The organism is Leisingera aquaemixtae (assembly GCF_019801145.1).
Taxonomy (GTDB): Bacteria; Pseudomonadota; Alphaproteobacteria; order Rhodobacterales; family Rhodobacteraceae; genus Leisingera; species Leisingera aquaemixtae_A.
On sequence record NZ_JAHVJQ010000006.1, the window covers coordinates 38,190 to 59,493 of the forward strand.

The 21,304-nt window shown below is 64.2% G+C and carries 18 protein-coding genes; 12 read left to right on the forward strand and 6 right to left on the reverse strand.

What is annotated here, in order from left to right; all coding sequences use genetic code 11:
• Nucleotides 1-178: 178 nt before the first annotated feature.
• The 3 genes from KUW17_RS15175 to KUW17_RS15185 form a co-directional block, all read right to left on the reverse strand.
• On the reverse strand, nt 179-1,372 hold the full coding sequence (locus KUW17_RS15175) for a leishmanolysin-related zinc metalloendopeptidase (protein ID WP_222480608.1): 1,194 nt from the start codon (nt 1,370-1,372) through the stop codon (nt 179-181).
• A 313-nt stretch (nt 1,373-1,685) separates the two neighbouring features.
• Nucleotides 1,686-2,564: an S-methyl-5'-thioadenosine phosphorylase gene (locus KUW17_RS15180; RefSeq protein WP_222480610.1), complete on the reverse strand. Its 879-nt coding sequence runs from the start codon at nt 2,562-2,564 to the stop codon at nt 1,686-1,688.
• A 322-nt stretch (nt 2,565-2,886) separates the two neighbouring features.
• Complete coding sequence (locus KUW17_RS15185; protein WP_222480612.1) at nt 2,887-3,714, reverse strand: hypothetical protein; 828 nt, start codon at nt 3,712-3,714, stop codon at nt 2,887-2,889.
• A gap of 273 nt (nt 3,715-3,987) precedes the next feature.
• Between KUW17_RS15185 and KUW17_RS15190 the strand changes: the two genes are divergently transcribed.
• Entirely contained in the window at nt 3,988-5,631 is a 1,644-nt protein-coding gene (locus KUW17_RS15190) for a SulP family inorganic anion transporter (protein ID WP_222480614.1), read from the forward strand.
• Between the two features lie 109 nt (nt 5,632-5,740).
• Here KUW17_RS15190 and KUW17_RS15195 read toward each other — a convergent pair whose 3' ends face one another.
• Nucleotides 5,741-6,382, reverse strand: a complete 642-nt coding sequence (locus KUW17_RS15195) for a CatB-related O-acetyltransferase (protein ID WP_222480616.1) — start codon at nt 6,380-6,382, stop codon at nt 5,741-5,743.
• Nucleotides 6,383-6,390: 8 nt separating this feature from the next.
• Nucleotides 6,391-6,996 carry a flavin reductase family protein gene (locus tag KUW17_RS15200; protein ID WP_222480618.1) on the reverse strand — a complete coding sequence of 202 codons (606 nt, stop codon included), beginning with the start codon at nt 6,994-6,996 and terminating at the stop codon, nt 6,391-6,393.
• A 60-nt stretch (nt 6,997-7,056) separates the two neighbouring features.
• Here KUW17_RS15200 and KUW17_RS15205 point away from each other — a divergent pair, with 60 nt between their 5' ends.
• From KUW17_RS15205 to KUW17_RS15220, 4 genes are all read left to right on the forward strand, one after another.
• A complete protein-coding gene (locus KUW17_RS15205; protein WP_261397230.1) occupies nt 7,057-7,584 on the forward strand; it encodes a GNAT family N-acetyltransferase in 528 nt (175 codons plus the stop codon).
• 46 nt (nt 7,585-7,630) lie between these two features.
• The gene (locus tag KUW17_RS15210) at nt 7,631-8,404 is read left to right on the forward strand and encodes an EcsC family protein (protein WP_222480619.1); all 774 of its coding nucleotides are present in this window, start codon (nt 7,631-7,633) and stop codon (nt 8,402-8,404) included.
• A 68-nt stretch (nt 8,405-8,472) separates the two neighbouring features.
• A complete protein-coding gene (locus KUW17_RS15215; RefSeq protein ID WP_222480622.1) occupies nt 8,473-8,979 on the forward strand; it encodes a DUF1178 family protein in 507 nt (168 codons plus the stop codon).
• A 13-nt stretch (nt 8,980-8,992) separates the two neighbouring features.
• The gene (locus KUW17_RS15220; RefSeq protein WP_222480624.1) at nt 8,993-9,634 is read left to right on the forward strand and encodes an SDR family oxidoreductase; all 642 of its coding nucleotides are present in this window, start codon (nt 8,993-8,995) and stop codon (nt 9,632-9,634) included.
• A 133-nt stretch (nt 9,635-9,767) separates the two neighbouring features.
• Here the strand turns inward: KUW17_RS15220 and KUW17_RS15225 are convergent, their stop codons facing one another.
• A complete protein-coding gene (locus tag KUW17_RS15225; RefSeq protein WP_222480626.1) occupies nt 9,768-11,540 on the reverse strand; it encodes a trypsin-like peptidase domain-containing protein in 1,773 nt (590 codons plus the stop codon).
• A gap of 256 nt (nt 11,541-11,796) precedes the next feature.
• On the opposite strand from KUW17_RS15225, the gene KUW17_RS15230 reads away from it, so the two are divergent.
• The 7 genes from KUW17_RS15230 to folP all read left to right on the forward strand — a co-directional run bounded on the left by KUW17_RS15230 (nt 11,797) and on the right by folP (nt 21,304).
• Nucleotides 11,797-12,738 carry a glycine--tRNA ligase subunit alpha gene (locus tag KUW17_RS15230; RefSeq protein WP_222480628.1) on the forward strand — a complete coding sequence of 314 codons (942 nt, stop codon included), beginning with the start codon at nt 11,797-11,799 and terminating at the stop codon, nt 12,736-12,738.
• Nucleotides 12,739-12,755: 17 nt separating this feature from the next.
• The gene (locus KUW17_RS15235) at nt 12,756-13,289 is read left to right on the forward strand and encodes a DUF6446 family protein (protein WP_222480630.1); all 534 of its coding nucleotides are present in this window, start codon (nt 12,756-12,758) and stop codon (nt 13,287-13,289) included.
• 163 nt (nt 13,290-13,452) lie between these two features.
• Nucleotides 13,453-15,678, forward strand: coding sequence for a glycine--tRNA ligase subunit beta (gene glyS, locus KUW17_RS15240; RefSeq protein ID WP_222480632.1), 2,226 nt, complete (start codon nt 13,453-13,455; stop codon nt 15,676-15,678).
• Between the two features lie 178 nt (nt 15,679-15,856).
• Complete coding sequence (locus KUW17_RS15245; RefSeq protein ID WP_222480634.1) at nt 15,857-18,433, forward strand: putative PEP-binding protein; 2,577 nt, start codon at nt 15,857-15,859, stop codon at nt 18,431-18,433.
• 172 nt (nt 18,434-18,605) lie between these two features.
• Nucleotides 18,606-19,262 carry a cell wall hydrolase gene (locus KUW17_RS15250; protein ID WP_226430028.1) on the forward strand — a complete coding sequence of 219 codons (657 nt, stop codon included), beginning with the start codon at nt 18,606-18,608 and terminating at the stop codon, nt 19,260-19,262.
• A gap of 129 nt (nt 19,263-19,391) precedes the next feature.
• The gene (locus KUW17_RS15255) at nt 19,392-20,312 is read left to right on the forward strand and encodes a dihydroneopterin aldolase (protein WP_222480635.1); all 921 of its coding nucleotides are present in this window, start codon (nt 19,392-19,394) and stop codon (nt 20,310-20,312) included.
• Nucleotides 20,309-21,304 carry a dihydropteroate synthase gene (gene folP / locus KUW17_RS15260; RefSeq protein ID WP_222480637.1) on the forward strand — a complete coding sequence of 332 codons (996 nt, stop codon included), beginning with the start codon at nt 20,309-20,311 and terminating at the stop codon, nt 21,302-21,304. The genes KUW17_RS15255 and folP overlap by 4 nt, the downstream gene beginning before the upstream one ends.

Sequence of the window (21,304 nt, forward strand, 5' to 3'; positions counted from 1 at the left end):
ACAGCGGCCCGGCGGATTGAGCCAGGCCAACGGCGGTTTGACCGATGCGGCGCAGGCTTGCAAGGGGGAATGGCGCGTGCCGTTAACGTGTTGCAAGCCGCATTCCCGGCCAGCCAGCCGGTCCGGCGCGTGAACAGGGCAGGCGGCCTGCGCCCGCCCTTGTCCCGGGGGCCTCGCCCTAGCCAATCATGTTGTCGCTGAAAATCGAGAGATTGAGCCCCGAGGTCGCTGTTAGCGGATCCGCTGCGTCGAATACTGTGTCGTAGCCCATGTCCTCCAGCGCAGCGATCGTCGTGTTCGAGAGATAATTCCCGCCGGCGTTGATATAACCGGTCATGATTTCATTGCCGAATGCAAAGCCGTCGCTGCCGCCTTCGTTCCAGTGGCCGCCGGCAGTGCCCGGACCGCCATCGGTTTCGACAGACACCGGGCCCGCGCCGAACTCAAGCGCAAAGGCAGTGGCGGCATTCACACCGGTGAATTCAAGCGTCCCGCCGGGACCGTTTGCGACCAGCCCCATGTTGTCCCACATGGTGCCGAAGCCGAGGACATGCATCATTTCGTGGAAAACGATGTCGTTGAATAGGCCGGCCGCATCATATGCTTCTGCATCGGCAGTATCGAATTCCATGATCCCCATCGCGGGCAGGAAATCTGCGGTGCGGTAGGCCGTCGGACCGGCTTGCCCGAGGATGCCGCCGCTGCCGTCGATGTCGGAAAGCGTGGCCTCGATGCGGAGGTCGTCAATGGTCTTGCCGCGGAAGAACACATCCCCGATGTCGCCCAGAATGATATCGGAGATCAGTTCAGAGGCATCGACAAAGCTTTGCTGCAATGCGGCTGTCCAGCTGCCTTCGAAAACAATCTCGATATTGAAGCCTGATCCATCCGAATTGCCGGAAACATAGCTGTCCATCACGCCACCGTCGCCGTTGCCACCGTTCCCGCCGCCGCCTTTGCCACCGCCGTTTCCACCGCCGCCGCCGCCGCCATTCCCGCCCTTGGCCGCACCTTGCCCGTCGATGAAGACGAGCCCGCTCATCCCGGTCAGCCCACCAAAGGCTTCACTGAATGCGGCGAGGCTGGATCCTGCGCTGACGCTGGCAGCAAGGCTGATCGAACTGTCCGGGGGGCTTGCCGGATCCGGGGCGGCCGGATCGAGGGAGTCTTCGCTGCGGCTCTGCGATCCGGGTGCCGGCGCTGGTGTGGCCGCCGCGAATTCAAAATGGTCGCCATCGCCGGGCAGTAGGCTGTCGGGAAGGCCAAATGCTTCAGCGGCTGTGCCCGGGGCCTGGTTTGCCTCCCGGGCGGTGTCATGGCTGAACAGGAAGTCGTCAAGGGAAGGCATGCTGCTGATAACCGGCTGGATCATCTGGTACTCCGGAGGCTGATTGGAACAAGGGGCTCTGATACCCAAGCGTAAGATGGCATTCTTAAGATTACGCTAGGGCAAGCAGTTTTCCGGGCAATGTCAGCTTAAGAAACAGTTTATTTATGAGCAGTGTGTCGCGGCTTGCACATTCGCTTCAGGAAATGAGAGAGCCCTCAATCAAGGGGTGTGGAAGAATTTTCACAACACCCAGGCCGTGTATTGATGCAGTGGCAGTTGCCTCAGTTTTTGATTATTGGAAACAAGAAAGGCGCGGCATGTGCCGCGCCCCTGTTGCTCCTGCCGGTGCTGAGATTCAGCCCAGAACCCGGCCCGCCACTGCATCCAGCTTGGCGATCAGTGCCGGATCGCGCTTTTCCGGGGCGGTCATGATGGCGTATTCCAGCGCCTTGTCGCAGCCGTGGGGGCAATCTGCGCGCTTTTTCCCCAGAAGGCCGGGCAGGCGGCGCACCAGTTCGCGGGCGTTGGCAGAGTTGCCCTGCAAAGTTGCAATGATATCAGTAATTTCCACCGCGCCGTGCTCCGGGTGCCAGCTGTCGTAATCGGTGACCATGGCAACCGAGGCGTAGCACAACTCTGCCTCGCGGGCGAGCTTGGCCTCGGGCATGTTGGTCATGCCGATGACGTCGCAGCCCCATTGCTCGCGGTAGAGCTTCGATTCCGCCATCGAGGAAAATTGCGGCCCTTCCATGCACAAGTATGTGCCGCCGCGGTGCACCTTGACACCGGCATCCCGTGCCGCTGCTACTGCCGCGTCCGAGAGCCGTTCGCAGGTCGGATGCGCGACGCTCACATGGGCTACGCAGCCAGTGCCGAAGAAGCTCTTTTCACGCGCGAAGGTGCGGTCAATAAATTGATCCACAACAACAAAATCGCCCGGCGCCATTTCTTCGCGGAAAGAGCCGCAGGCGGAGACGGAGAACACGTCGGTGACGCCCAACCGCTTCAGTGCGTCGATGTTGGCGCGGTAGGGGACCTCAGTCGGGGAATGCACATGGCCGCGGCCGTGGCGGGGTAGGAAGGCTATTTTGACGCCGTCCAGGGTGCCGGTCAGAATGTGGTCCGACGGCGCCCCCCAGGGCGTGTCGACAGAGACCCACTGCGCATCTTCCAGCCCGTCGATCTCGTAAATGCCGGAACCGCCGATCACGGCGATCATGGTTTCCCTGGTCATGTCCTGCCCTCCTGTTGCTGCTGGTTCGGATATGCGCAAGCGGCGGCGGATTTGGCAAGCCCAAGGCGGGAAATTGGGGGGTGGCATGCGTGCACCCCCTGTGCACCCTCTGTGCACCGGGCGGGTGCCGCTGCCGGGTTTTACCTTCGGCAAGAGTATTTGGGGAAAGATGAAGGGCAAGGGCTACTCGCGCCGGAGGGTCGCGGTGAGCGCCGCGGCGCCGAGGGCGGTAACGATCCAGCACAGTGCCAGAGGATACTAAGCAAAGGTGGCTGGGTTTTTTGATGCTGCTAACGTACCCCTGCAGATTTGGTTGTGCGTGTTATTGGTAGAGTGCGGCGTTATTTCTGTATAAGCCCTTCAAAATCTCTGAAGCGCACCTAAGAGAGTAGTCGTTCAGTTCATTCCGGCAGAAAGCAGAAAGTCGGATGAGCAGAATAATGTCGCTTTCGTCCAGAAAGACTGCGTTTCTTCCAGTTCCACCGATGTTGTTGATGCCAACTGTGCTGGAGACGTTGCTTACACCAAAGGAACTCGGAACGATGCCCTTGGAACAATCTCGCTGGTTGAGTTCAGGTTTGCTGTTGTCGATTGCAAGTACAAACGCAGAAATCGCATTGTGTTCATCTGCAACCCAGTCTGCAAAGCATCCCGCGCCTTGCCGGGTTATGCCCCTGCTGAGTAGGCTTTGAATTTGCGGGTCAGCGTCTTCAAAGCTTAGGCTGGAACCTTTCGCAGGAATGTATTTTTCAGCGTTGTCATCCAGACCCTTGAAGCTGTCGAATATTACCAAGTAGTTCACATCTGGAGAGACGGAAGTTCTGCCGTTGAACCATTCTTCCGGCGTGCCAAACATCTTAAATGGGACACCTGCGTGTTCGGAAAATGTTCTGACCCTTGCTGCTGCATCCAATGCCTGATGGTCTAAGTTGTTCCCAACTACCTGAAAGGAAATTTCTTTTTGCCAGAATGTCAGGGTGTGCTTGTCTGGGTTATTAAATCGGTACCGCGAAATGGGGTGAGACAAGTCAGGAACGGTGGCCTGTGCATTCAATTCAGTAACCGAGAACAATGTCATCGTTAGAGCGAGGGCTGACAATCTGGTCAGTTTATTGCCCTTGTGATTTGCTCGGGAAGTAAAGCGATGCATTGATGTGTCCTTCAGTAATCCGCTCAACTCATGCAGCGTGGTTGGCGGTTTGGCAACCCGAGGTGAAAGGACGACTTCTAACAAGCGCTATAGTTCAACGCCAGCGCCGCTGACCAACTGTATCGCGCGCAATTTGCAGTAGTTGCGCTGACCTATTTTTTTCTCTCTGGGACGGGACTTCCTCCTGCCGCGGGGCCGCGCCCTTGCCCCGTTGGCATATTTCCGCTAGGGGCGGGCAGCGAACACTCCTCCTCCCGAGCACAGGTACCTGACATGAGACGCGCAGCCGTGGCTTTGCTGGCCAAGCAGATTTCCCCCCCGAACCTCTCCATCATGCAGGATGAGGGCTTTACCGCGGGCCGCGTGCGCACCGAATTGCTGTCGGGCCTCACCGTGGCGCTGGCGCTGGTGCCGGAGGCGGTGGCCTTTGCCTTTGTCGCGGGCGTGCATCCGCTGGTCGGGCTTTATGCGGCCTTCATGGTCGGGCTGATCACTGCCGTGTTCGGTGGCCGGCCGGGCATGATCTCGGGTGCGACGGGCGCGCTGGCGGTGGTGATGGTGGCGCTGGTGGCGCAGCACGGGGTGGAATACCTGTTTGCCACGGTGGTGCTGATGGGGATCTTGCAGATCTTTGCCGGGGTCATGCACTGGGGCAAGTTCATCCGGCTGGTGCCGCATCCGGTGATGCTGGGGTTTGTGAACGGTCTGGCCATCGTGATCTTCCTGGCGCAGCTCACTCAGTTCAAGGTGCCGGGCTCGGGTGGTGCCGAATGGCTGAGCGGCGCTTCGCTTTACATGATGCTGGGGCTGGTAGCGCTGACCATGGTGATCATCTGGGGCATGCCCAAGATTACTTCTGTTATCCCGGCGCCGCTGGCGGGGATCGGGATCGTTGCGGTTCTGGTGATCGCCTTGGGGCTGGATGTGCCGCGGGTCGGTGACATGGCCTCGATCGAGGGCGGTTTCCCGGCGTTCCACAATCCGTTTGGCACCGGTGAGGGGCTTTACGGGACTGCGCTGGCGCCGTTCACGCTTGAGACGCTGTGGATCATCCTGCCCTATGCGGTGATCCTGGCCGCCATCGGCCTGATCGAGAGCCTGCTGACGCTGAACCTGGTGGGGGAAATTACCGGCAAGCGCGGCGGCGCCAGCCAGGAATGCATTGCACAGGGCGCATCCAATGTGGTCACGGGCTTCTTCGGCGGCATGGGCGGCTGCGCGATGATCGGCCAGTCGATGATCAACGTGAAATCCGGCGGCCGGACGCGGATTGCGGGCATCGCCGCGGCGCTGTTCCTGCTCTTGTTCATCGTGGTGGCCTCGCCGCTGATCGAGCAGATCCCGCTGGCGGCGCTGGTCGGGGTGATGTTCATGGTGGTGATCGGGACGTTTGCCTGGAACAGCCTGAAGATCATGACCAAAGTGCCGCTGATGGATGCCTTTGTGATCGTGCTGGTGACTGTCGTGACGGTGATGTCAGACCTGGCGGTTGCGGTGGTTGTGGGGGTCATCGTCTCAGCCCTGGCCTATGCCTGGAACAACGCCCGCCGCATTCACGCCTATACCCGCGAGTCCGCAACCGACAAGGGCGCCAAGGTCTATGAGATTGAGGGGCCGCTGTTCTTTGGCTCTACCGACGGGTTCATCGAGCTGTTTGATGTGGCGAAGGACCCGGACCACGTGATCGTGGACTTTGCCCGCAGCCGGGTGGTGGACCAGTCGGCGCTGCAGGCGATCGAGGCGGTGGCCGGCAAGTATGAGGCAGAGGGCAAGACGCTGGTGTTGCGCCACCTCAGCCGCGACTGCCACCAGCTGCTGACCAAGGCGGGCCACCTGATGGTCGACAGCGATGACGACCCGGAATACGAGGTCGCGGTGGATTACTCGGTCAAGACCGGGATCCTGGGCGGCCACTGAGCGGCCCGGCAGGTAAAAGAAAAGCCCGCAGTTCAGTGGACTGCGGGCTTTTTGATTTCCAAAGGCGGCTTCTGGCTCACCAGGCCAGCAAGCGCTTAGCGGCAGTGTGTCAGTCCGGCGCGATGCTTTCCAGCATGTCGAGGTCGCCGGACAGCAGTGCCGGTTCGGCGCGGGTGATGAGGTCCGCGGGCCAGTCCCACCACTTGAGCGCCAGCAGGCGGGCGATCTGCGGTTTGGAGAAGCGGTAACTGTGCACCGCGCCCGGATTGCCGGTGATGATGGCATAGGGCGGGACGGTGCCGCGCACCACGGCACCGGCGCCGATAATGGCGCCGTCGCCGATGCGGGCGCCGGGCAGGATCAGCGCGCCGTAGCCGATCCAGACGTCATTGCCCACGATGGTGTCACGGGTGTCGGGCTGGAAGCCGGCCATCTGATCCGGGTCGAACACCGGGAAGGGATAGCAGCTGAGCCCATCCTGCGCGTGGTTGGCCGAAGCGGTGATGAAACGCGCCCCGTGGGCGATCTGGCAGAAGCGGCCGATCACCAGCCGTTCGCGCGATCCGGGGAACAGGTAGGGCGCCAGGTGCTGCGCCCAGTCCTGCGGCGGGTCGAAATCGGAGGCATAGCTGTAGTCGCCTGCCATGATGTTAGGATGGTCCAGCACTTGGCTCAGCATCACCGTGCCCGTGTGCGGCATGCCGTCGGGCAGGATGATCGGGTTGCGCTTGCGGGGGTCGGGAAGCGGCATGGCGGGCCTCAGTCGTCGGGGCGGGTCAGCGTGAACAGGTCGCGCACCACCGAATAATCCCGGTAGCCGAGGCGCGCCAGCGGCTGGTACGCGGTGACATCAAAGGTACCGTCTCGCAGGCAGTCGTCGCGCAGGTGCACGCCAGTGACCTCGCCGAACACCACTTTGTTGGCTTCGCCCGGCAGGGTGACGATTTGGGTGAGCTTGCATTCCAGTGCCGCAGGAGCTGCGGCGACGCGGGAACAGGCGATGGTCTCGCATTCCACGGCCTCCAGCCCGGCGTGGGCGAACTCATCCACGTCCTTGGGCAGCGCGCCGGAACTGGCGTTCATGGCGTCGCGCAGCGCGTAGGACACCACGTTGACGCAGAACACGCCGGTGGCCTCGATGTTGGCGACCGAGTCCTTGGTGCCGTCCTGGTCCGGCTTGCTGCTGGTGGAGGCAAACATCACCTGCGGCGGGGTGTAGGCGACAGCGTTGAAGAAGGAATAGGGCGCCAGGTTGTTGACGCCGTCCGCCGATCGGCTGGAGATCCAGCCGATCGGGCGCGGGGTGACAATGGCATTGAACGGGTTGTGGGGGAGGCCGTGGCCGTCCTCGGGCCGGTAGAACATTGCTGCATCCTGCTCTGGTATATAGATGTTTGCCCAAGGCTTACGCCCATGCTAGGCCGAATGCCAGCCTGCAGGGAAGAACGCGGAGGCAGGGGCGGCGTGATCGAATTGATGGCAGAGCGGCCGGACGACCGGTGGGAGGTCGAGGCGCTGTATGACCTGTGCTTTGCGCCGGGACGCGAGGCGCTGTCCTCATACCGTCTGCGCGACGGCGTGCCGCCGGTCGAGGGCCTGAGCGAAGTGGCGCGCGACAGCGACGGCATTCTGGCGGCGGCAATCCGCTATTGGCCGGTGCTGGTCGGCACAGCCCCGGCGCTGCTTTTGGGGCCGGTGGCGGTGCACCCGACCCGGCAGGGCGAAGGTCTGGGCGGTTCGCTGATTCGCGACAGTCTGGCCAAGGCCGGGGAAACCGGCTGGGCGCGGGTGATGCTGGTGGGGGATGCGCCCTATTACCAGCGGTTCGGCTTCGCCAAGCTTTCCGGTGTCGAGATGCCGCCGCCCACCAATCCTGAGCGGGTTCTGGGGCTGGCGCTGCAGGCGGGTGCCTGGGACGGCGTGCGGGGGCAGGTGACCCGCTGGCAGGCTTGAAATTGTGCCTTTAGCTGCCGATCTTTAGAGGGCAGAGGAGGCGCAAGTGGCAGATGTTCTGACAAACGCGCGGGTCTTTACCCCGCAGGAGATTGAGGCTGAGCTGGATGCGCTGGCGCAGCGGCACCGGGCGGCGGGCGGTTTCGGCGTCGATCTGTTGAACCGGCTCGGCGGCAGCGGAGAAAGCTTGCTGGAGCGGCTGCCGGCACCGGTGCGGGCCGGGCTGACGGGCGCCACGGAGACCGCCCTGCGGGTTGCCATGAAGGGCGCCAGCCAGTCGCGCCGCCTGGTGCCGGATCAAACGCCCGGCGTCGACAGGATGGTGAGCGCCGCTATGGGGGCTGCGGGCGGCGCCGCGGGCCTGCCGGGCGCGCTGGTGGAGCTGCCGGCGACCACGGCATTTCTGTTGCGCACCATCCAGAGCGCCGCCGCGGCTGAGGGGTTCGACCCGGAAGCCGAGAGCGTGGCCTTCGATTGCATTCAGGTCTTTGCCGCGGCAGGCCCGCTGGCTGAGGATGACGGTGCCGATCTGGGCTTCATCTCGGTCCGGCTGGGGCTGCCGGGCGGGCTGCACAAGCTGATCGCCCAGGTGGCGCCGAAGCTGGGCGCGGTGCTGGGGCAGAAACTGGCGGCCCAGGCGGTGCCGATTGCCGGGGCCATGGCCGGGGCGGCGGTGAACTATGTCTTCGCGGGCTATTACCGCGAGATGGCGCATGTGCATTTCGGCCTCAGGCGCCTGGCGGTGGAGGCGGACGTTCCCCATCAGGAACTGGCTGCACGTTTGCAGCACCGGCTGCAGCACGGGAAAGCAGCGCGCTAGGCGCGAGAGACCTCTTGCGCTTGCCGGAAAGGGAGATTTAATCAGCCTTTCCTGCTAAGAGGGAAATCATGATTCAATACAGCCTCAAATGTGCAGACGGCCACAGCTTTGACAGCTGGTTCCAGTCGGCGGCGGCCTTCGACAAGCTGGCAGCAGCCGGGATGGTGTCCTGTGCTGTCTGCGGCGGCACGCAGGTTGACAAGGCCATCATGGCGCCGCGGGTGCGCCCCGGCCGCAAGGCGGTGTCGGGCGTCGGTGAGCCGGAACCGAAACCGGCGGCTGCGGCCGCCTCGGCTCCTGTCCCGGCAGCTGCGCCTGCGGCCTCAAGCCCGGGCATGCTGAGCCGTCCTTCGGGCGAAGTGGAGAAGGCGCTGGCCGAGCTGCGGAAGAAGGTTGAGGAAAACTCCGACTATGTCGGAAACAATTTTGTGCGGGAAGCGCGCGCGATGCACCTGGGCGAGGCGCCGGAGCGGGCGATCCACGGCGAGGCCAAGCTGGAAGATGCGCGGGAGCTGATCGAGGAAGGGGTGCCGGTGATGCCGCTGCCGTTCCGTCCCGGACGTAAATCGAATTGAAGGGCAGGGCAGAATGCATGCAGTTGTAACGGGAACCAGCCGCGGTATCGGCAAGGAGCTGGTGAAACAGCTGCAGGCGGCGGGGTACGAGGTGACGGGCACCTCGCGCGATCATTCCTCCGGCGTCAAGCTGGATGTGTCCGATCCCGGCCAGCAGGCGCGCTTTGCCGCCCAGATCCGGAACCGGCCGGTGGATCTGCTGGTCTGCAATGCCGGGGTCTATATCGACAAGGCGATGGGGCTGGAGGATTACTCGGCCGAGGTCTGGACCAAGACCCTGGCGGCCAATGTGACCGGCGTATTCCTGACGGTTCAGGCTATGCTGCCGAACTTGCGGATTGCGGACAACCCCAAGATTGCCATCCTGTCGTCGCAGATGGCCAGCCACACCCGCGCGCCGGGCGGCAGCTATGCCTACCGGGCGTCAAAGGCGGCGGCACTGAATATCGGGCGCAACCTGGCCACCGACCTGCAGCCGGAGGGGATTGCCGTGGGCATCTACCACCCCGGCTGGGTGCAGACCGACATGGGTGGTGATGACGGCGATATCACGGTGCAGGAGTCGGTTGCTGGGCTGATCAACGAATTCGAGATCCTGACGCTGGATACCACCGGCTGTTTCCATACCTGGGACGGCCGCATCCACCCCTACTGAACGGCGCGGGCAAAGGCTGGAGCGGGGCTCTCCCGCGCCTGCAATGCCGTGGCTGAGAACAAGAGAAGCCGGCGCATATTCTGCGCCGGCTTTCTGTTTCACGGGCTGTCGGCCTTCTGTCAGGCCGCCCCCATCACTCCCAGCAGCTGACCAGGACGGTCATGCCGGAGGCCAGCCGGGTCATCGCTGCATTGGGCAGGCTGCCGGAGGAGGCGGGCTGTGCCGCAGGGGTCACTCCGGCGGCGTTCAGCGCGGTACGGATTGCGTCGGCGTTCACCGCAAAGCTCACACCTTCGGGCAGCTGCTGGCCGCCGGTCTTCCGCGGCAGCAGCATCCCCAGAACCGCGCCGGTTGCATCCAGAACCGGGCCGCCGGCATCGCCGGGCTGCGCCGCCAGGTCCAAGCGCGCAACACTGGCATTGCCGTCCAGGCTTTTGACATCGGCGATCTTGCCCCAGGTGAGGCTTGGGGCGCCCAGCACGCCCTCGTAGGAGAAGCCGGACACGGCGACCTCGGACTGCAGGCGCGGCGAGGCGGTGCTGAGACCGGCTACTGCGGCCGGCGCCAGCGCCTCTGCGGGTTTAAGGATGGCGATGCCCTCGGCGGTGTTATTGGCCGCCACTTCGGCCTGGTAGCCGTGGTCCAAGGTGATCCGGCTGCAGCCGGCCACCACGTCGGAGGTGGTCAGGACGCTGCCGCTGCCGTCCACGAAGAAACCGGAGCGCGACAGTTTCGGCTTGCGGATCTCCAGGCCGGAAACCAGGTCGACGCTCTGCACCGCGTCGCCGCCGGCCGCGGGGTCCAGCACGCCCTCGAGGCGGGTGAAGCTGGCCTGCATTGCGGCCAGCACCCGGGTGCGGCGGTCTTCGTCGCCGGCGGGCCAGATCAGGGTGAAGCCTTTGACTTCGCCGTTCTTCAGGCTGGCCTGGGTGAAGGAGACGATCTGATTGTTGCGCCCTTCGATGGTGAAGCTGTCAGCGCCGCGCTGGCGCGGGCCTTCCAGCGGCACGATTTCCAGCGTTTGCAGGATGTCATAGAGGCCGAACAGGGTGCGCTTGTCGCCAGGCTGGCTGATCAGCAGCACCTGGGCGCCCAGATCGCCTTTGCTGGTGTAATGGGCAAAGGGCGATTCATAACGGTCGAAGGCGACTTCACCGGCCGGGATCTGCAGCGCGATGCCTGCCTTGGCGTCTTCCACACGGGCCATGCCGGCGGAAATCAGCGGGGCATTGTATTCATCCATCAGCACCTGGCGCTGGGCAGTGGTCAGCACGCCGGTCGGCTCAAAGCCGCGGGCGGCCTGCCAGTCGCTCATTGAGGCGCGGGTTCCGCGTCCAAAAGCGCCGTCGATGCCGGAGTTGTAGAAGCCTGCGGCCTTCAGCGCGACCTGCAGCTGCATCCGTTCTTCGCGGCTGAGCGTGCTTTCGCTGCGGCGCGCCTGGGCCGGGGTCTCATCGGGCAGGGTCGACTGCAGGGCCGTCTGCTGCTGAGGCTCGGGCTCCTGCACCGCGGGTTCCGCCGGAGCGGGCGCCGGGGCCGGCTCGGCTGGCTGGGTGGCATCCGCGGCAACCGGGTAGAACTGGCTGCGCAGGTTGCGCTTAAAGGCGATGAAACTGTCGCGCGGGATCTGGCCCTCGGCGCGGTAGACCTGCAGCACGCGCTCGGCGTCCTCGCGGGCATAAGGCCCCAGAACCACGCCGTACCAGCCGCCGCCAAGCGCATAGCCGGAGACATCGGGCAGGCGGGCGGCATAGCTGCGGGCCTCGTTTTCGGCTTCACGCAGGGAAGGCCGGGCGGCGATCTGGATCCAGACCGCATCGCGGCTGCTTTGCGCCGAAGCAGGCGCCGTGAACGCAATGGCCAGCGCAATCAGCGGCAGGGCCAGAGCGGCAAACAGTTTTTTCATGTGTGGGCCTCGTATCCCGGAAGTACTCTTATATTCTTGCTGCGGAGATAAAGCATTTTGAGCGGCCAAAGGGAACTCCTCACGGCAGGGGGAATTCCTGGCCCGTTGCCGCATTCCCGCACTTTTGTTGCCGATGCGCTGCGTGCAGCAGGCCGCAGCGCGGGCGCAAGCGCCCGCAGGGCGTTGACCCTGCCAAAAGCCTTGCATAGGAAGATCCCCGCAATTGCTGCCTTAGCTGCCCCCAAAGGGATGAGAGATGACCGAGACCAACGGCGCGCCGCGCTCCTTCCAAGAGATTATCCTGAGGCTCCAGAACTACTGGGCCGCCAAGGGCTGTGCAGTGATGCAGCCCTACGACATGGAAGTCGGCGCGGGCACCTTCCACCCGGCGACCACGCTGCGCTCGCTGGGGTCCAAGGCCTGGGCCGCGGCCTATGTGCAGCCCTCGCGCCGCCCCACCGACGGGCGCTATGGCGAGAACCCGAACCGGCTGCAGCACTATTACCAGTACCAGGTGCTGATCAAACCGAGCCCGCCGAACCTGCAGGAGCTGTACCTGGGCTCCTTGGAGGCCATCGGCGTCGATATGGCGATGCACGACATCCGCTTTGTCGAGGATGACTGGGAAAGCCCTACGCTGGGCGCCTGGGGCCTGGGCTGGGAGGTCTGGTGCGACGGCATGGAAGTTTCCCAGTTCACCTATTTCCAGCAGGTCGGCGGCCATGACTGCCATCCTGTGTCGGGCGAGCTGACCTATGGCTTGGAGCGACTGGCGATGTATGTGCTGGGCGTCGACCACGTGATGGACATGCCGTTCAACGATCCGGATGCGATGATCCCGCTGACCTATGGCGATGTGTTCAAGCAGACCGAGGAAGAATACGCCCGCTGGAACTTCGACGTGGCCAATACCGAGGTGCTGCTGCGCCATTTCGAGGAGGCCGAGGCTGAATGCGCCGCCATTCTGGCTGAGGAGCACATGGACCCGAAGACCGGCAAGCGCATCATCATGGCGTATCCGGCTTACGACCAGTGCATCAAGGCATCCCACATCTTCAACCTGCTGGATGCGCGCGGGGTGATTTCCGTCACCGAGCGGCAGGCTTATATCGGCCGCGTCCGCGCCTTGGCCAAGCAATGCGCCGATGCCTTTGTGCTGACCGAGGCTGGCGGCTACGTGCCCGAGACCGCGGCCTGAGCAGGGGACAGCACGCTATGGGGAAACTCCTTGCCCTGATCCTGATTGCCTCCGGCCTCGCCGCCGGGGGGGCGATGTATTACCTGCAGGTCTATGGTTTCTATGATGAGGTCGCGCTGCAGCCGGGCCGCGACGTAGTGCTGGTGCCGCTGGAAGGCGGCGAGGCGCAGCCGATTGCCTACTCTGGCTTTGAGGCGATTGACGCTGACAGCTCCCCCATCCGCTACCGTGCCTGTTTCACCACCAAGGTGAAGCCGGACGAGCTGGCGCAGGTCTTTACCCTGTCGGACAAGACCGAGCCGCGCAATGCGCCGGACTGGTTCGAGTGTTTCGATGCTGCAGCTATTGGCGCGAAACTGGCAGAGGGTTCGGCCAAGTCCTTCCTGTCGGTCAAGAACATCTCCTATGGCGTCGACCGCATTGTTGCCGTCACCAATGAGGGCCGCGGCTATGTCTGGCATGAGCTGAATGACTGCGGCCAGAAAGCCTATGACGGCACCGTGGTGGGCGAGGAATGCCCGCCGCGGCCTGAGGCGGGCGGGGGGGATTGATGACTCCCGCCGGTTTTGAAATCTCCCGCCCGGCCGCAGGCCGGGCTGCGCCGGCCCGCCCCCATGGGACGGCGCATTCGCGCCACCCCGCGGGCCTCTGCAGCCCTTGGTGGTCTACCCGAATTCCTACCGCGCCCCGCGCGGCCACGCCCGAGGATATCTGATGCCCGATCTGCTGATTGAACTGTTTTCCGAGGAAATCCCGGCCCGCATGCAGGCGCGTGCGGCGGAGGACCTGAAAAAGCGCGTGACCGATGGTCTGGTCGAGGCGGGCCTCACCTATGCCGGGGCCGCGGCGCTGTCGACGCCGCGCCGCCTGACCCTGGCGGTGGACGGCCTGCTGGCGGAAAGCCCCACCATCCGCGAAGAGCGCAAGGGCCCCAAGGTCGGCGCGCCGGACAAGGCGATCGAGGGCTTCCTGCGCGGCGCAGGGCTGAGCCGCGAGCAACTGGAGGAGCGCGAGACCCCCAAGGGCGCGGTCTATTTCGCGATGATTGAAAAGCCGGGCCGCCCGGCGGCGGCGATCATTGCCGAAGTGCTGGAAGACACCATCCGCAACTTCCCCTGGCCGAAATCCATGCGCTGGGGCGCAGGATCCTTGCGCTGGGTGCGCCCGCTGCATTCGATCCTCTGCATCCTGTCGGATGAGGCGGGTGCGAGCGTGGTGGATCTGGACATCGACGGCATCAAATCCGGCAACACCACCCGCGGCCACCGCTTCATGGCGCCGGAAGAATTCGCCGTCACCGGTTTTGACGACTATGCTGCCAAGCTGAAGCGCGCCCATGTGGTGCTGGATGCCCGCGAGCGGGCGGAGGCGATCTGGCAGGAGGCGACCAATCAGGCCTTTGCCAACGGGCTGGACGTGGTTGAGGACAACGGCCTGTTGGCTGAGGTTGCCGGTCTGGTCGAATGGCCCGTCGTGCTGATGGGCGCCATTGACGAGGAGTTCCTGGAACTGCCGCCGGAGGTGCTGCAGACCTCGATGAAGGAGCACCAGAAGTTCTTCTCGGTGAAAAACCCCAAGACCGGGCGGATCGAGAAGTTCATCACCGTTGCCAACCGTGAGACCGCGGACAATGGCGCCACCATCCTGGCGGGCAACCAAAAGGTCCTGTCGGCGCGTCTGGCCGATGCCAAGTTCTTCTGGGAGAACGACCTGCGCACGGCGAAATCCGAAGCCGGCATGAGTGCCTGGGTGGAGAACCTCGGCAATGTGACCTTCCACAACAAGCTGGGCACCCAGGCGGCGCGGATTGACCGCATCGCTGCGCTGGCGCGGGAGATAGCGCCGGTGGTTGGCGCCGATGCGGATCTGGCCGAGCAGGCGGCGCGGGTGGCCAAGGCCGACCTCAGCTCCGAAATGGTCTATGAGTTCCCGGAGCTGCAGGGGCTGATGGGCCGCTACTACGCCGAGGCCGCGGGCCTGCCGCAGGAAGTGGCAAACGCCTGCGAAGCGCATTATTCGCCGCTGGGGCCGGGTGACGATGTGCCGTCGGAGCCTGTCTCGGTTGCCGTGGCGCTGGCCGACAAGCTGGACACGCTGACCGGCTTTTGGGCGATTGATGAAAAGCCCACCGGCTCGAAAGACCCCTTTGCCCTGCGCCGCGCTGCGCTGGGGGTGATCCGGCTGGTGCTGGAGAATGATGTGCGGATGCCGCTGGACCGGTTCTTTGACAGCCAGTTGCTGCGGGCCGAAAGCGCCGCCAACGGTGAGTTGCCGGAGGAGAACGTCAATGCCCTGCTGAAAGAAATTGCAGCACATGGTGTATTTGGCTCAGCCTTCGAAGCTGTGAAAGATCGCATTGGTGGCTTGCCTGCCACGGCCTTTCTGGAACTTGAGAGGAGAGTGCCGGACACCTCGGATGATCTCCTCTCCTTCTTCCACGACCGCCTCAAGGTGTTCTTGCGCGATCAGGGCATCCGCCACGACGTGATCGACGCCTGCATCGCGATGGAGGGCAACGACGACCTGACCCTTCTGGTGAAACGCGCGCGCGCCCTGGAGGATTTCCTGAAGACCGAGGACGGCGAGAACCTGCTGCAGGGCTTCAAGCGCGCCAACAACATCCTTAGCCAGGCCGAGGAAAAGGACGGCGTCGAATACTCCTTTGGCGCCGACCGCAAGTTTGCCGAGGACGCGACGGAAACCGCGCTGTTCGACGCGCTGGAGGCAGGCGGGGCGGCAATCTCTCCGGCCATCGAGGCCGAAGATTTCGCGGCGGCCATGCGGGGCATGGCCGCCCTGCGCGCGCCGATCGATGCGTTCTTTGAGGCGGTGCAGGTGAATGCCGACAGCGAAGTGGTGCGCCGCAACCGGCTGAACCTGCTGAGCCAGATCCGCCAGGTCTGCGGCCAGGTTGCCGACCTCACCAAAGTCGAGGGCTGAGAGAGCCGCCTGCTCTTTCACCTTTCTAAAAAATACTCGCCCCGCAGGGACCGGCCTTTCCGTAAGGGAAGGCCGGTTTTTCTTATCTGCAAGGCGCTCCGCCGCCGCCGTCCTGTTACAAGACTCTTGCGCCATCCCCGCATGTCCTTATGGTGACTTGCAAAGGAGACGCGCTGCAGTGCAGAAAGATTTCGAACAGACCCCGCCGGCCTGCCTCATCACCACCACCGCGCCGGTGGCCACGGCCACTCATGGGGGGCGGGCGAAATGCCTGCAGCGGCTGGTGCGGCTGGACCTGCCGGTGCCGCGCACGGTGGCGCTGTCTTTTGACGCTGTGCACTCCATCGCCGAGGGGCAGATGCCGGACCTGAACGCGGTGCTGGCCGAATTCGACCCGGAGGCGCTCTTGTGCGTGCGCCCGTCCTCGGAGGATCCCGATTGGGGCGGGCCGGGGGCGATCCTGAATATCGGCATGAACGACGCCCGCTATGTCGACCTTTGCGACAGCCTGGGGCGGGAGGCCGCGGCGGCGCTGTATCTGCGGTTCGTGCAGTCCTATGCGGTGCATGTGGCGCGGCTGGACCCGGATGTGTTCGACGATGTCGAGGACGGCGGCCCCGATGCATTGACCGAGATTCTGCACGCCTATGAGGCGGAAACCGACGAGCATTTCCCGCAGGACCCGGGCGAGCAGCTGGCGGCGGTCCTGCGCTCGATGGCGCGGGCCTGGGAAGGCACCTCGGCGCGGCTGCTGCGCCAGGCCAAGGGGGCGCCGGCCGATGCGGGCCTGGGCCTGGTGGTGCAGGAGATGATCCCGGGCGTGGGCCAGGGCGAATGCGGATCGGGCGTGCTGCAGCTGGTGAATTCCTCCACCGGCATGCCGCAGCTGACTGGCCGCTACCTGAGCCAGAGCCAGGGGCGCGATGCGCTGGGGGCCGGGGCCGGGGCGCTGTATCTGGGCAAGGATGCCCGCGGGCTGTCGCTGGAGGAGCTGGCGCCGGAGGCCTTTGCCGACCTGAAATCCCACGCGGCGCTGATGCGCCGGAAGCTGCGCGAGGAAATGCAGCTGGAGTTTGTCGTCGAGAACGGCAGGGTGCATATCCTGGACGGGGTGCGGGTGGTGCGCACGGCGCAGGCTGCGGTGCGGATTGCGGTGGCGTTGGCCGAGGACGGGGTGATCCCCAAGGAAGAAGCGCTGATGCGCGTCGATGCGCATATCCTGAACGAGCTGTTGCACCGCCAGGTGGCGCCGGATGCCAAGCGCGACGTGATCGGCCGCGGCATTGCCGCCAGCCCTGGCGCAGCGACCGGCAAGCTGGTGTTCACTGCGGCCGGCGCGCAGGCCAGCGCGGCCCGCGGCGAGCCGTGCATCCTGGTGCGCCGGGAAACCTCGCCCGAGGATGTGCGCGGCATGCATGCCGCTGCCGGCGTGCTGACCGAAAAGGGCGGCATGACCAGCCATGCGGCGGTGATCGGCCGCGGCCTGGGGCTGCCGTGCATCGTCGGCGCCTCAAACATGAAGTTCCACAGCAAGCGCAAGATGCTGGAGGCCGCCGACGGCCGGGTGTTCAACGCAGGCGACACGATCACCATCGACGGCAGCAGCGGCCAGGTTCTGGCGGGCCAGCCGCAGATGCTGGAAGCGGCTGAGGACGGGGCGCTGCTGACCTTGCTGACCTGGGCGGACGAGGTCCGCGACATCGGCATCCGCGCCAATGCGGATACGCCGGAAGACGCTGAAATGGCGCGGAAATTCAACGCGCAGGGCATCGGGCTTTGCCGCACGGAGCATATGTTCTTTGAGCCTGGCCGGCTGACGGTAATGCGGGAGATGATCTTTGCCGAGACGCCCTCGGGCCGGGAGGCGGTGCTGGAGCGTCTGCTGCCGATGCAGCGCGACGATTTCCGCGAGCTGTTCCGGATCATGGAAGGGATGCCGGTCTGCATCCGCCTGTTCGACCCGCCGCTGCATGAATTCCTGCCCGCCACCAGAACCGGCCAGCGCGAGCTGTCGGAGGCCTTGGGCATTCCGGTCAGCGACGTGACCCGCCGGGTTGAGGAAATGGACGAATACAACCCGATGCTGGGCCTGCGCGGGGTGCGGCTGGGGGTCACCGTGCCGGAAATCTACGACATGCAGGCGCGGGCGATTTTCGAGGCCACGCTGGAGGCCTCGAAATGGGGCGAGCCGGTGGTGCCGGAGATCATGATCCCGCTGGTGTCGGCCAAGCGCGAGGTGGAACTGGTCAAGGCCCGCATCGATGCGGTTGCGGCTGCCGTGAAATCAGAGCGCGGCGAGGATTTCACCTACCGGCTGGGGGTGATGGTGGAGACCCCGCGCGCGGCGCTGCGGGCGGGAGAGATTTCGCCGCATACGGCTTTCCTCAGCTTCGGCACCAACGACCTGACGCAGATGACCTATGGCCTGTCGCGCGACGATGCCGGGCGGTTCATGTCGGAATATGTGAACCAGGGCGTCTTCCCGGAGGATCCGTTCCATGTTCTGGACACTGACGGGGTCGGCGAGCTCCTGAAACTGGGGGTTCAGCGGGGCCGGGCGGAGAACGGTGACATCACGCTTTCGATCTGCGGCGAGCATGGCGGCAACCCCGAATCGATTGCTTTCTGCCGTGATGCGGGCTTTGATTACGTTTCCTGTTCGCCGTTTCGTGTGCCGGTTGCGCGGTTAGCCGCCGCCCAGCTGGCGATTGGCAGTAAAACCGGGCAAGTTGCGCCAACTTACACTAAATATTAGGAAAATTCAGGGAAATCCTCCGCCGGATGCCGCGATGGCCCAGTGAGTGCGTTAACCATGCTGTCGCAGCTTGGGGCGGCAAGCTGGACGTTTGGGGTCAATTCCATTAAGGGATGCGATCGCATGTGCCCGGGGAAACCGGGCATGGGCTGCTAGGACGGGGGAACCCTGAATGAAATTGTTGACTATGATTGCCGTGATGGCTGCCACCATCACGATGGGTAAGAGTGTTGCTGCCGAAACCGGTTTGGATGCGCTGATCGAGCGTGAGCAGGCCAGTCTCAACGCGGTACCTGCGCGGAAGTTCAGCGGATTTTTCGGATTCCGCTCCAATCCGTTCAAGAGCCGCAAATCCGGCACGCAACAGGTGGAGTACTCAAAAGCCTGGCTGGACGCCCAGCCCAAAGCGACCGGTGGCGAACAGTTCGCCTGCCTGGCCGAGGCGCTGTACTTCGAGGCGCGCGGCGAGACCGTGAAGGGCCAGTTCGCGGTGGCCGAGGTGATCCTGAACCGGGTCGAGAGCGAACAGTTCCCGAACACGCCTTGCGGGGTGATCAACCAGGGGACCGGGCGCAAGTACCAGTGCCAGTTCACCTACACTTGCGACGGCTACGAGGAAGTGATCCGCGAGAAGAAGGCGTATCAGCGGGTGGCCAAGGTGGCGCGTGCGGCGCTGGACGGGCTGAAGTCGGAACTGACCGCAGGCGCGACCTACTATCACACCACCGCAGTGCGCCCGCGCTGGAGTCGGACCTTCACAAACACTACGCGCATCGGTGTGCATCTGTTCTACCGAGACGATCGCTACCAGACTGCGATGAGCAACTGATGGCCTGAAGGCGGCATCAAGGTGCCGCTTTCTGCTACTGGCATGGCGTATGCGGGACTGTTAAGAAGGCGCCGAAAGTCTATTGTTAGGTCCCGTTACCCGACACAGCCAGCCAAAGGCCCGTTTCCCATGCCCTCAGAAATCCGCCTTGCCTTTGCGCACCCGTCAGAGCGTTCCATGGCCACAGCCGCACCGGGTCCGCTGGACCGTATTTCCCTGCGCGACCATACCGTAGAGGTGGAGATCGGCGCCTTTCAGGCGGAGCGCGGCACAACCCAGCGCATCTGTTTCAATGTGGTGGTCGAAGTGGCGCCGCTGCCCAAGGATCTGGATGACGACGTCGACCGGATCCTGTCCTACGACAAGGTGACCGAGGCCATCGCTCATGAACTGGCGGCGGAGCGGCTGAACCTGCTGGAGACACTGGCGGAGCGCGTTGCCGAGCGGATCCTGCTGGAGCACCAGGCCGTGCGCGCCTTTGTGCGGATCGAGAAACTGGACCGCGGCCCTGGCGCGCTTGGCGTCGAGGTGGTGCGCTCCAAGGATCAGATATCCCATCTGGCGGAAGAGCAGGACCGGCCGCATCCCCGGCTGATGTATCTGTCCAACGATGCCATCGACAGCGCCAACCTGACCGGTTGGATCGACCAGATGGAATGCCGCAAGCGGCCGCTGATCCTGTGCGTTGGAACCCATCCGCTGGCGGTGCCCACGACGGGCCACAAATGGACCCAGCGCCGGATCGATCTGTTGGCAATCGAACAGAACGCCTGGCGCCTTGCGGCCAAGGATGACCGCTGCGTGGTGGTCTCGACGCGTACCGAACTGGACTGGGCGATGAAGAATGGCCAGATCTGCGTCTGGGCGCCTTCGAAGATCGTGCTGGATGCAGTGGACGGGCCGTCGGCGCCGCCCTCGAACTCGGTTGCGCTGGCCGCCTGGTTCGCGGCAACCTTCCAGGCGGGGGAGATGATTGTGCTTGGCGGGGATTTGCCTGATAATCCCGGCGTCCCCCTGCGGGGCGTCAGCGTGGAGCAAGCACAACTGTGATTTATTACCGGCCGTTGGTTCAGCACGGAGAAGCGCGCCCTGAAGGCGCGCTCCCGCTGGCAGGCAGCGCCCTTTGGTTCACCGAAGTGGAAATTCTCAGCCGCGATGCGCCGCCGCGGATTGCGCCTGCGGGGCTGGTGCCTGAAATGGAGCGCCGCCGGCTGAGCGCGCGCCGCGCCTCGATCGCCGGTCTGGACATGACCCAGCCGCAGATCATGGGCGTCCTGAACGTGACCCCGGACAGTTTCTCGGACGGCGGGCGGCATGCTGGTATTGAGGCTGGCAAGGCCGCAGCGCTGCAGATGGCGGCAGACGGTGCCACCATCATCGACGTGGGGGGCGAATCCACCCGCCCCGGCGCCGAAGAGGTTGACGAAGCCGAAGAAATCGACCGCACCGCGCCGGTGATCGAGGCGATCCGAACCGAAAGCCTGGTGCCGATTTCGATCGATACCCGCAAGGCCAATGTGGGGATGGAGGCGCTGGAAGCCGGAGCGAACTTGCTGAACGATGTTTCCGGTTTCACCTTTGACCCGGCGCTGGCGCCGCTGGCGGCGCAGGCCAGCGTGCCGGTCTGCATCATGCATGCCCAGGGCGACCCGGCGACCATGCAGGCCGATCCTAAATACGCAAACGTGCTGCTGGACGTTTATGATTTCCTTAGCGATCAGATCGACCGGCTGGAAGCCATCGGTGTGGTGCGGGAGCAGATCGTCATTGATCCGGGCATCGGTTTCGGCAAGACGCAGGAGCACAACCTGACGCTCTTGCGCAATCTCAGCCTGTTCCACGGGCTCGGCTGCCCTATCTTGCTGGGAGTGTCCCGCAAGGGGTTCATCGGCAAGATCGGCGGGGAGCCGCGCGCCGAGGCCCGCGCGCCGGGTTCGATTGCGGTGGGGCTTGCAGCCCTGGCGCAAGGCGTGCAATTCCTGCGGGTGCATGACGTGGCTGAGACGGTTCAGGCCCTGCGTCTTTGGCAGGCCGTCCGTTAA

Excerpts from the sequence above, each read along its gene's own strand:
- KUW17_RS15250 (WP_226430028.1), top strand. The coding sequence starts at position 18,606 with ATGAAATTGTTGACTATGATTGCCGTGATGGCTGCCACCATCACGATG.
- KUW17_RS15185 (WP_222480612.1), bottom strand. The coding sequence starts at position 3,714 with ATGCATCGCTTTACTTCCCGAGCAAATCACAAGGGCAATAAACTGACC.
- KUW17_RS15175 (WP_222480608.1), bottom strand. The coding sequence starts at position 1,372 with ATGATCCAGCCGGTTATCAGCAGCATGCCTTCCCTTGACGACTTCCTG.
- KUW17_RS15255 (WP_222480635.1), top strand. The coding sequence starts at position 19,392 with ATGCCCTCAGAAATCCGCCTTGCCTTTGCGCACCCGTCAGAGCGTTCC.
- KUW17_RS15180 (WP_222480610.1), bottom strand. The coding sequence starts at position 2,564 with ATGACCAGGGAAACCATGATCGCCGTGATCGGCGGTTCCGGCATTTAC.
- KUW17_RS15220 (WP_222480624.1), top strand. The coding sequence starts at position 8,993 with ATGCATGCAGTTGTAACGGGAACCAGCCGCGGTATCGGCAAGGAGCTG.
- glyS (WP_222480632.1), top strand. The coding sequence starts at position 13,453 with ATGCCCGATCTGCTGATTGAACTGTTTTCCGAGGAAATCCCGGCCCGC.
- KUW17_RS15225 (WP_222480626.1), bottom strand. The coding sequence starts at position 11,540 with ATGAAAAAACTGTTTGCCGCTCTGGCCCTGCCGCTGATTGCGCTGGCC.
- KUW17_RS15195 (WP_222480616.1), bottom strand. The coding sequence starts at position 6,382 with ATGCCGCTTCCCGACCCCCGCAAGCGCAACCCGATCATCCTGCCCGAC.
- KUW17_RS15230 (WP_222480628.1), top strand. The coding sequence starts at position 11,797 with ATGACCGAGACCAACGGCGCGCCGCGCTCCTTCCAAGAGATTATCCTG.
- KUW17_RS15205 (WP_261397230.1), top strand. The coding sequence starts at position 7,057 with ATGCCAGCCTGCAGGGAAGAACGCGGAGGCAGGGGCGGCGTGATCGAA.
- KUW17_RS15215 (WP_222480622.1), top strand. The coding sequence starts at position 8,473 with ATGATTCAATACAGCCTCAAATGTGCAGACGGCCACAGCTTTGACAGC.
- KUW17_RS15200 (WP_222480618.1), bottom strand. The coding sequence starts at position 6,996 with ATGTTCTACCGGCCCGAGGACGGCCACGGCCTCCCCCACAACCCGTTC.
- KUW17_RS15235 (WP_222480630.1), top strand. The coding sequence starts at position 12,756 with ATGGGGAAACTCCTTGCCCTGATCCTGATTGCCTCCGGCCTCGCCGCC.
- KUW17_RS15190 (WP_222480614.1), top strand. The coding sequence starts at position 3,988 with ATGAGACGCGCAGCCGTGGCTTTGCTGGCCAAGCAGATTTCCCCCCCG.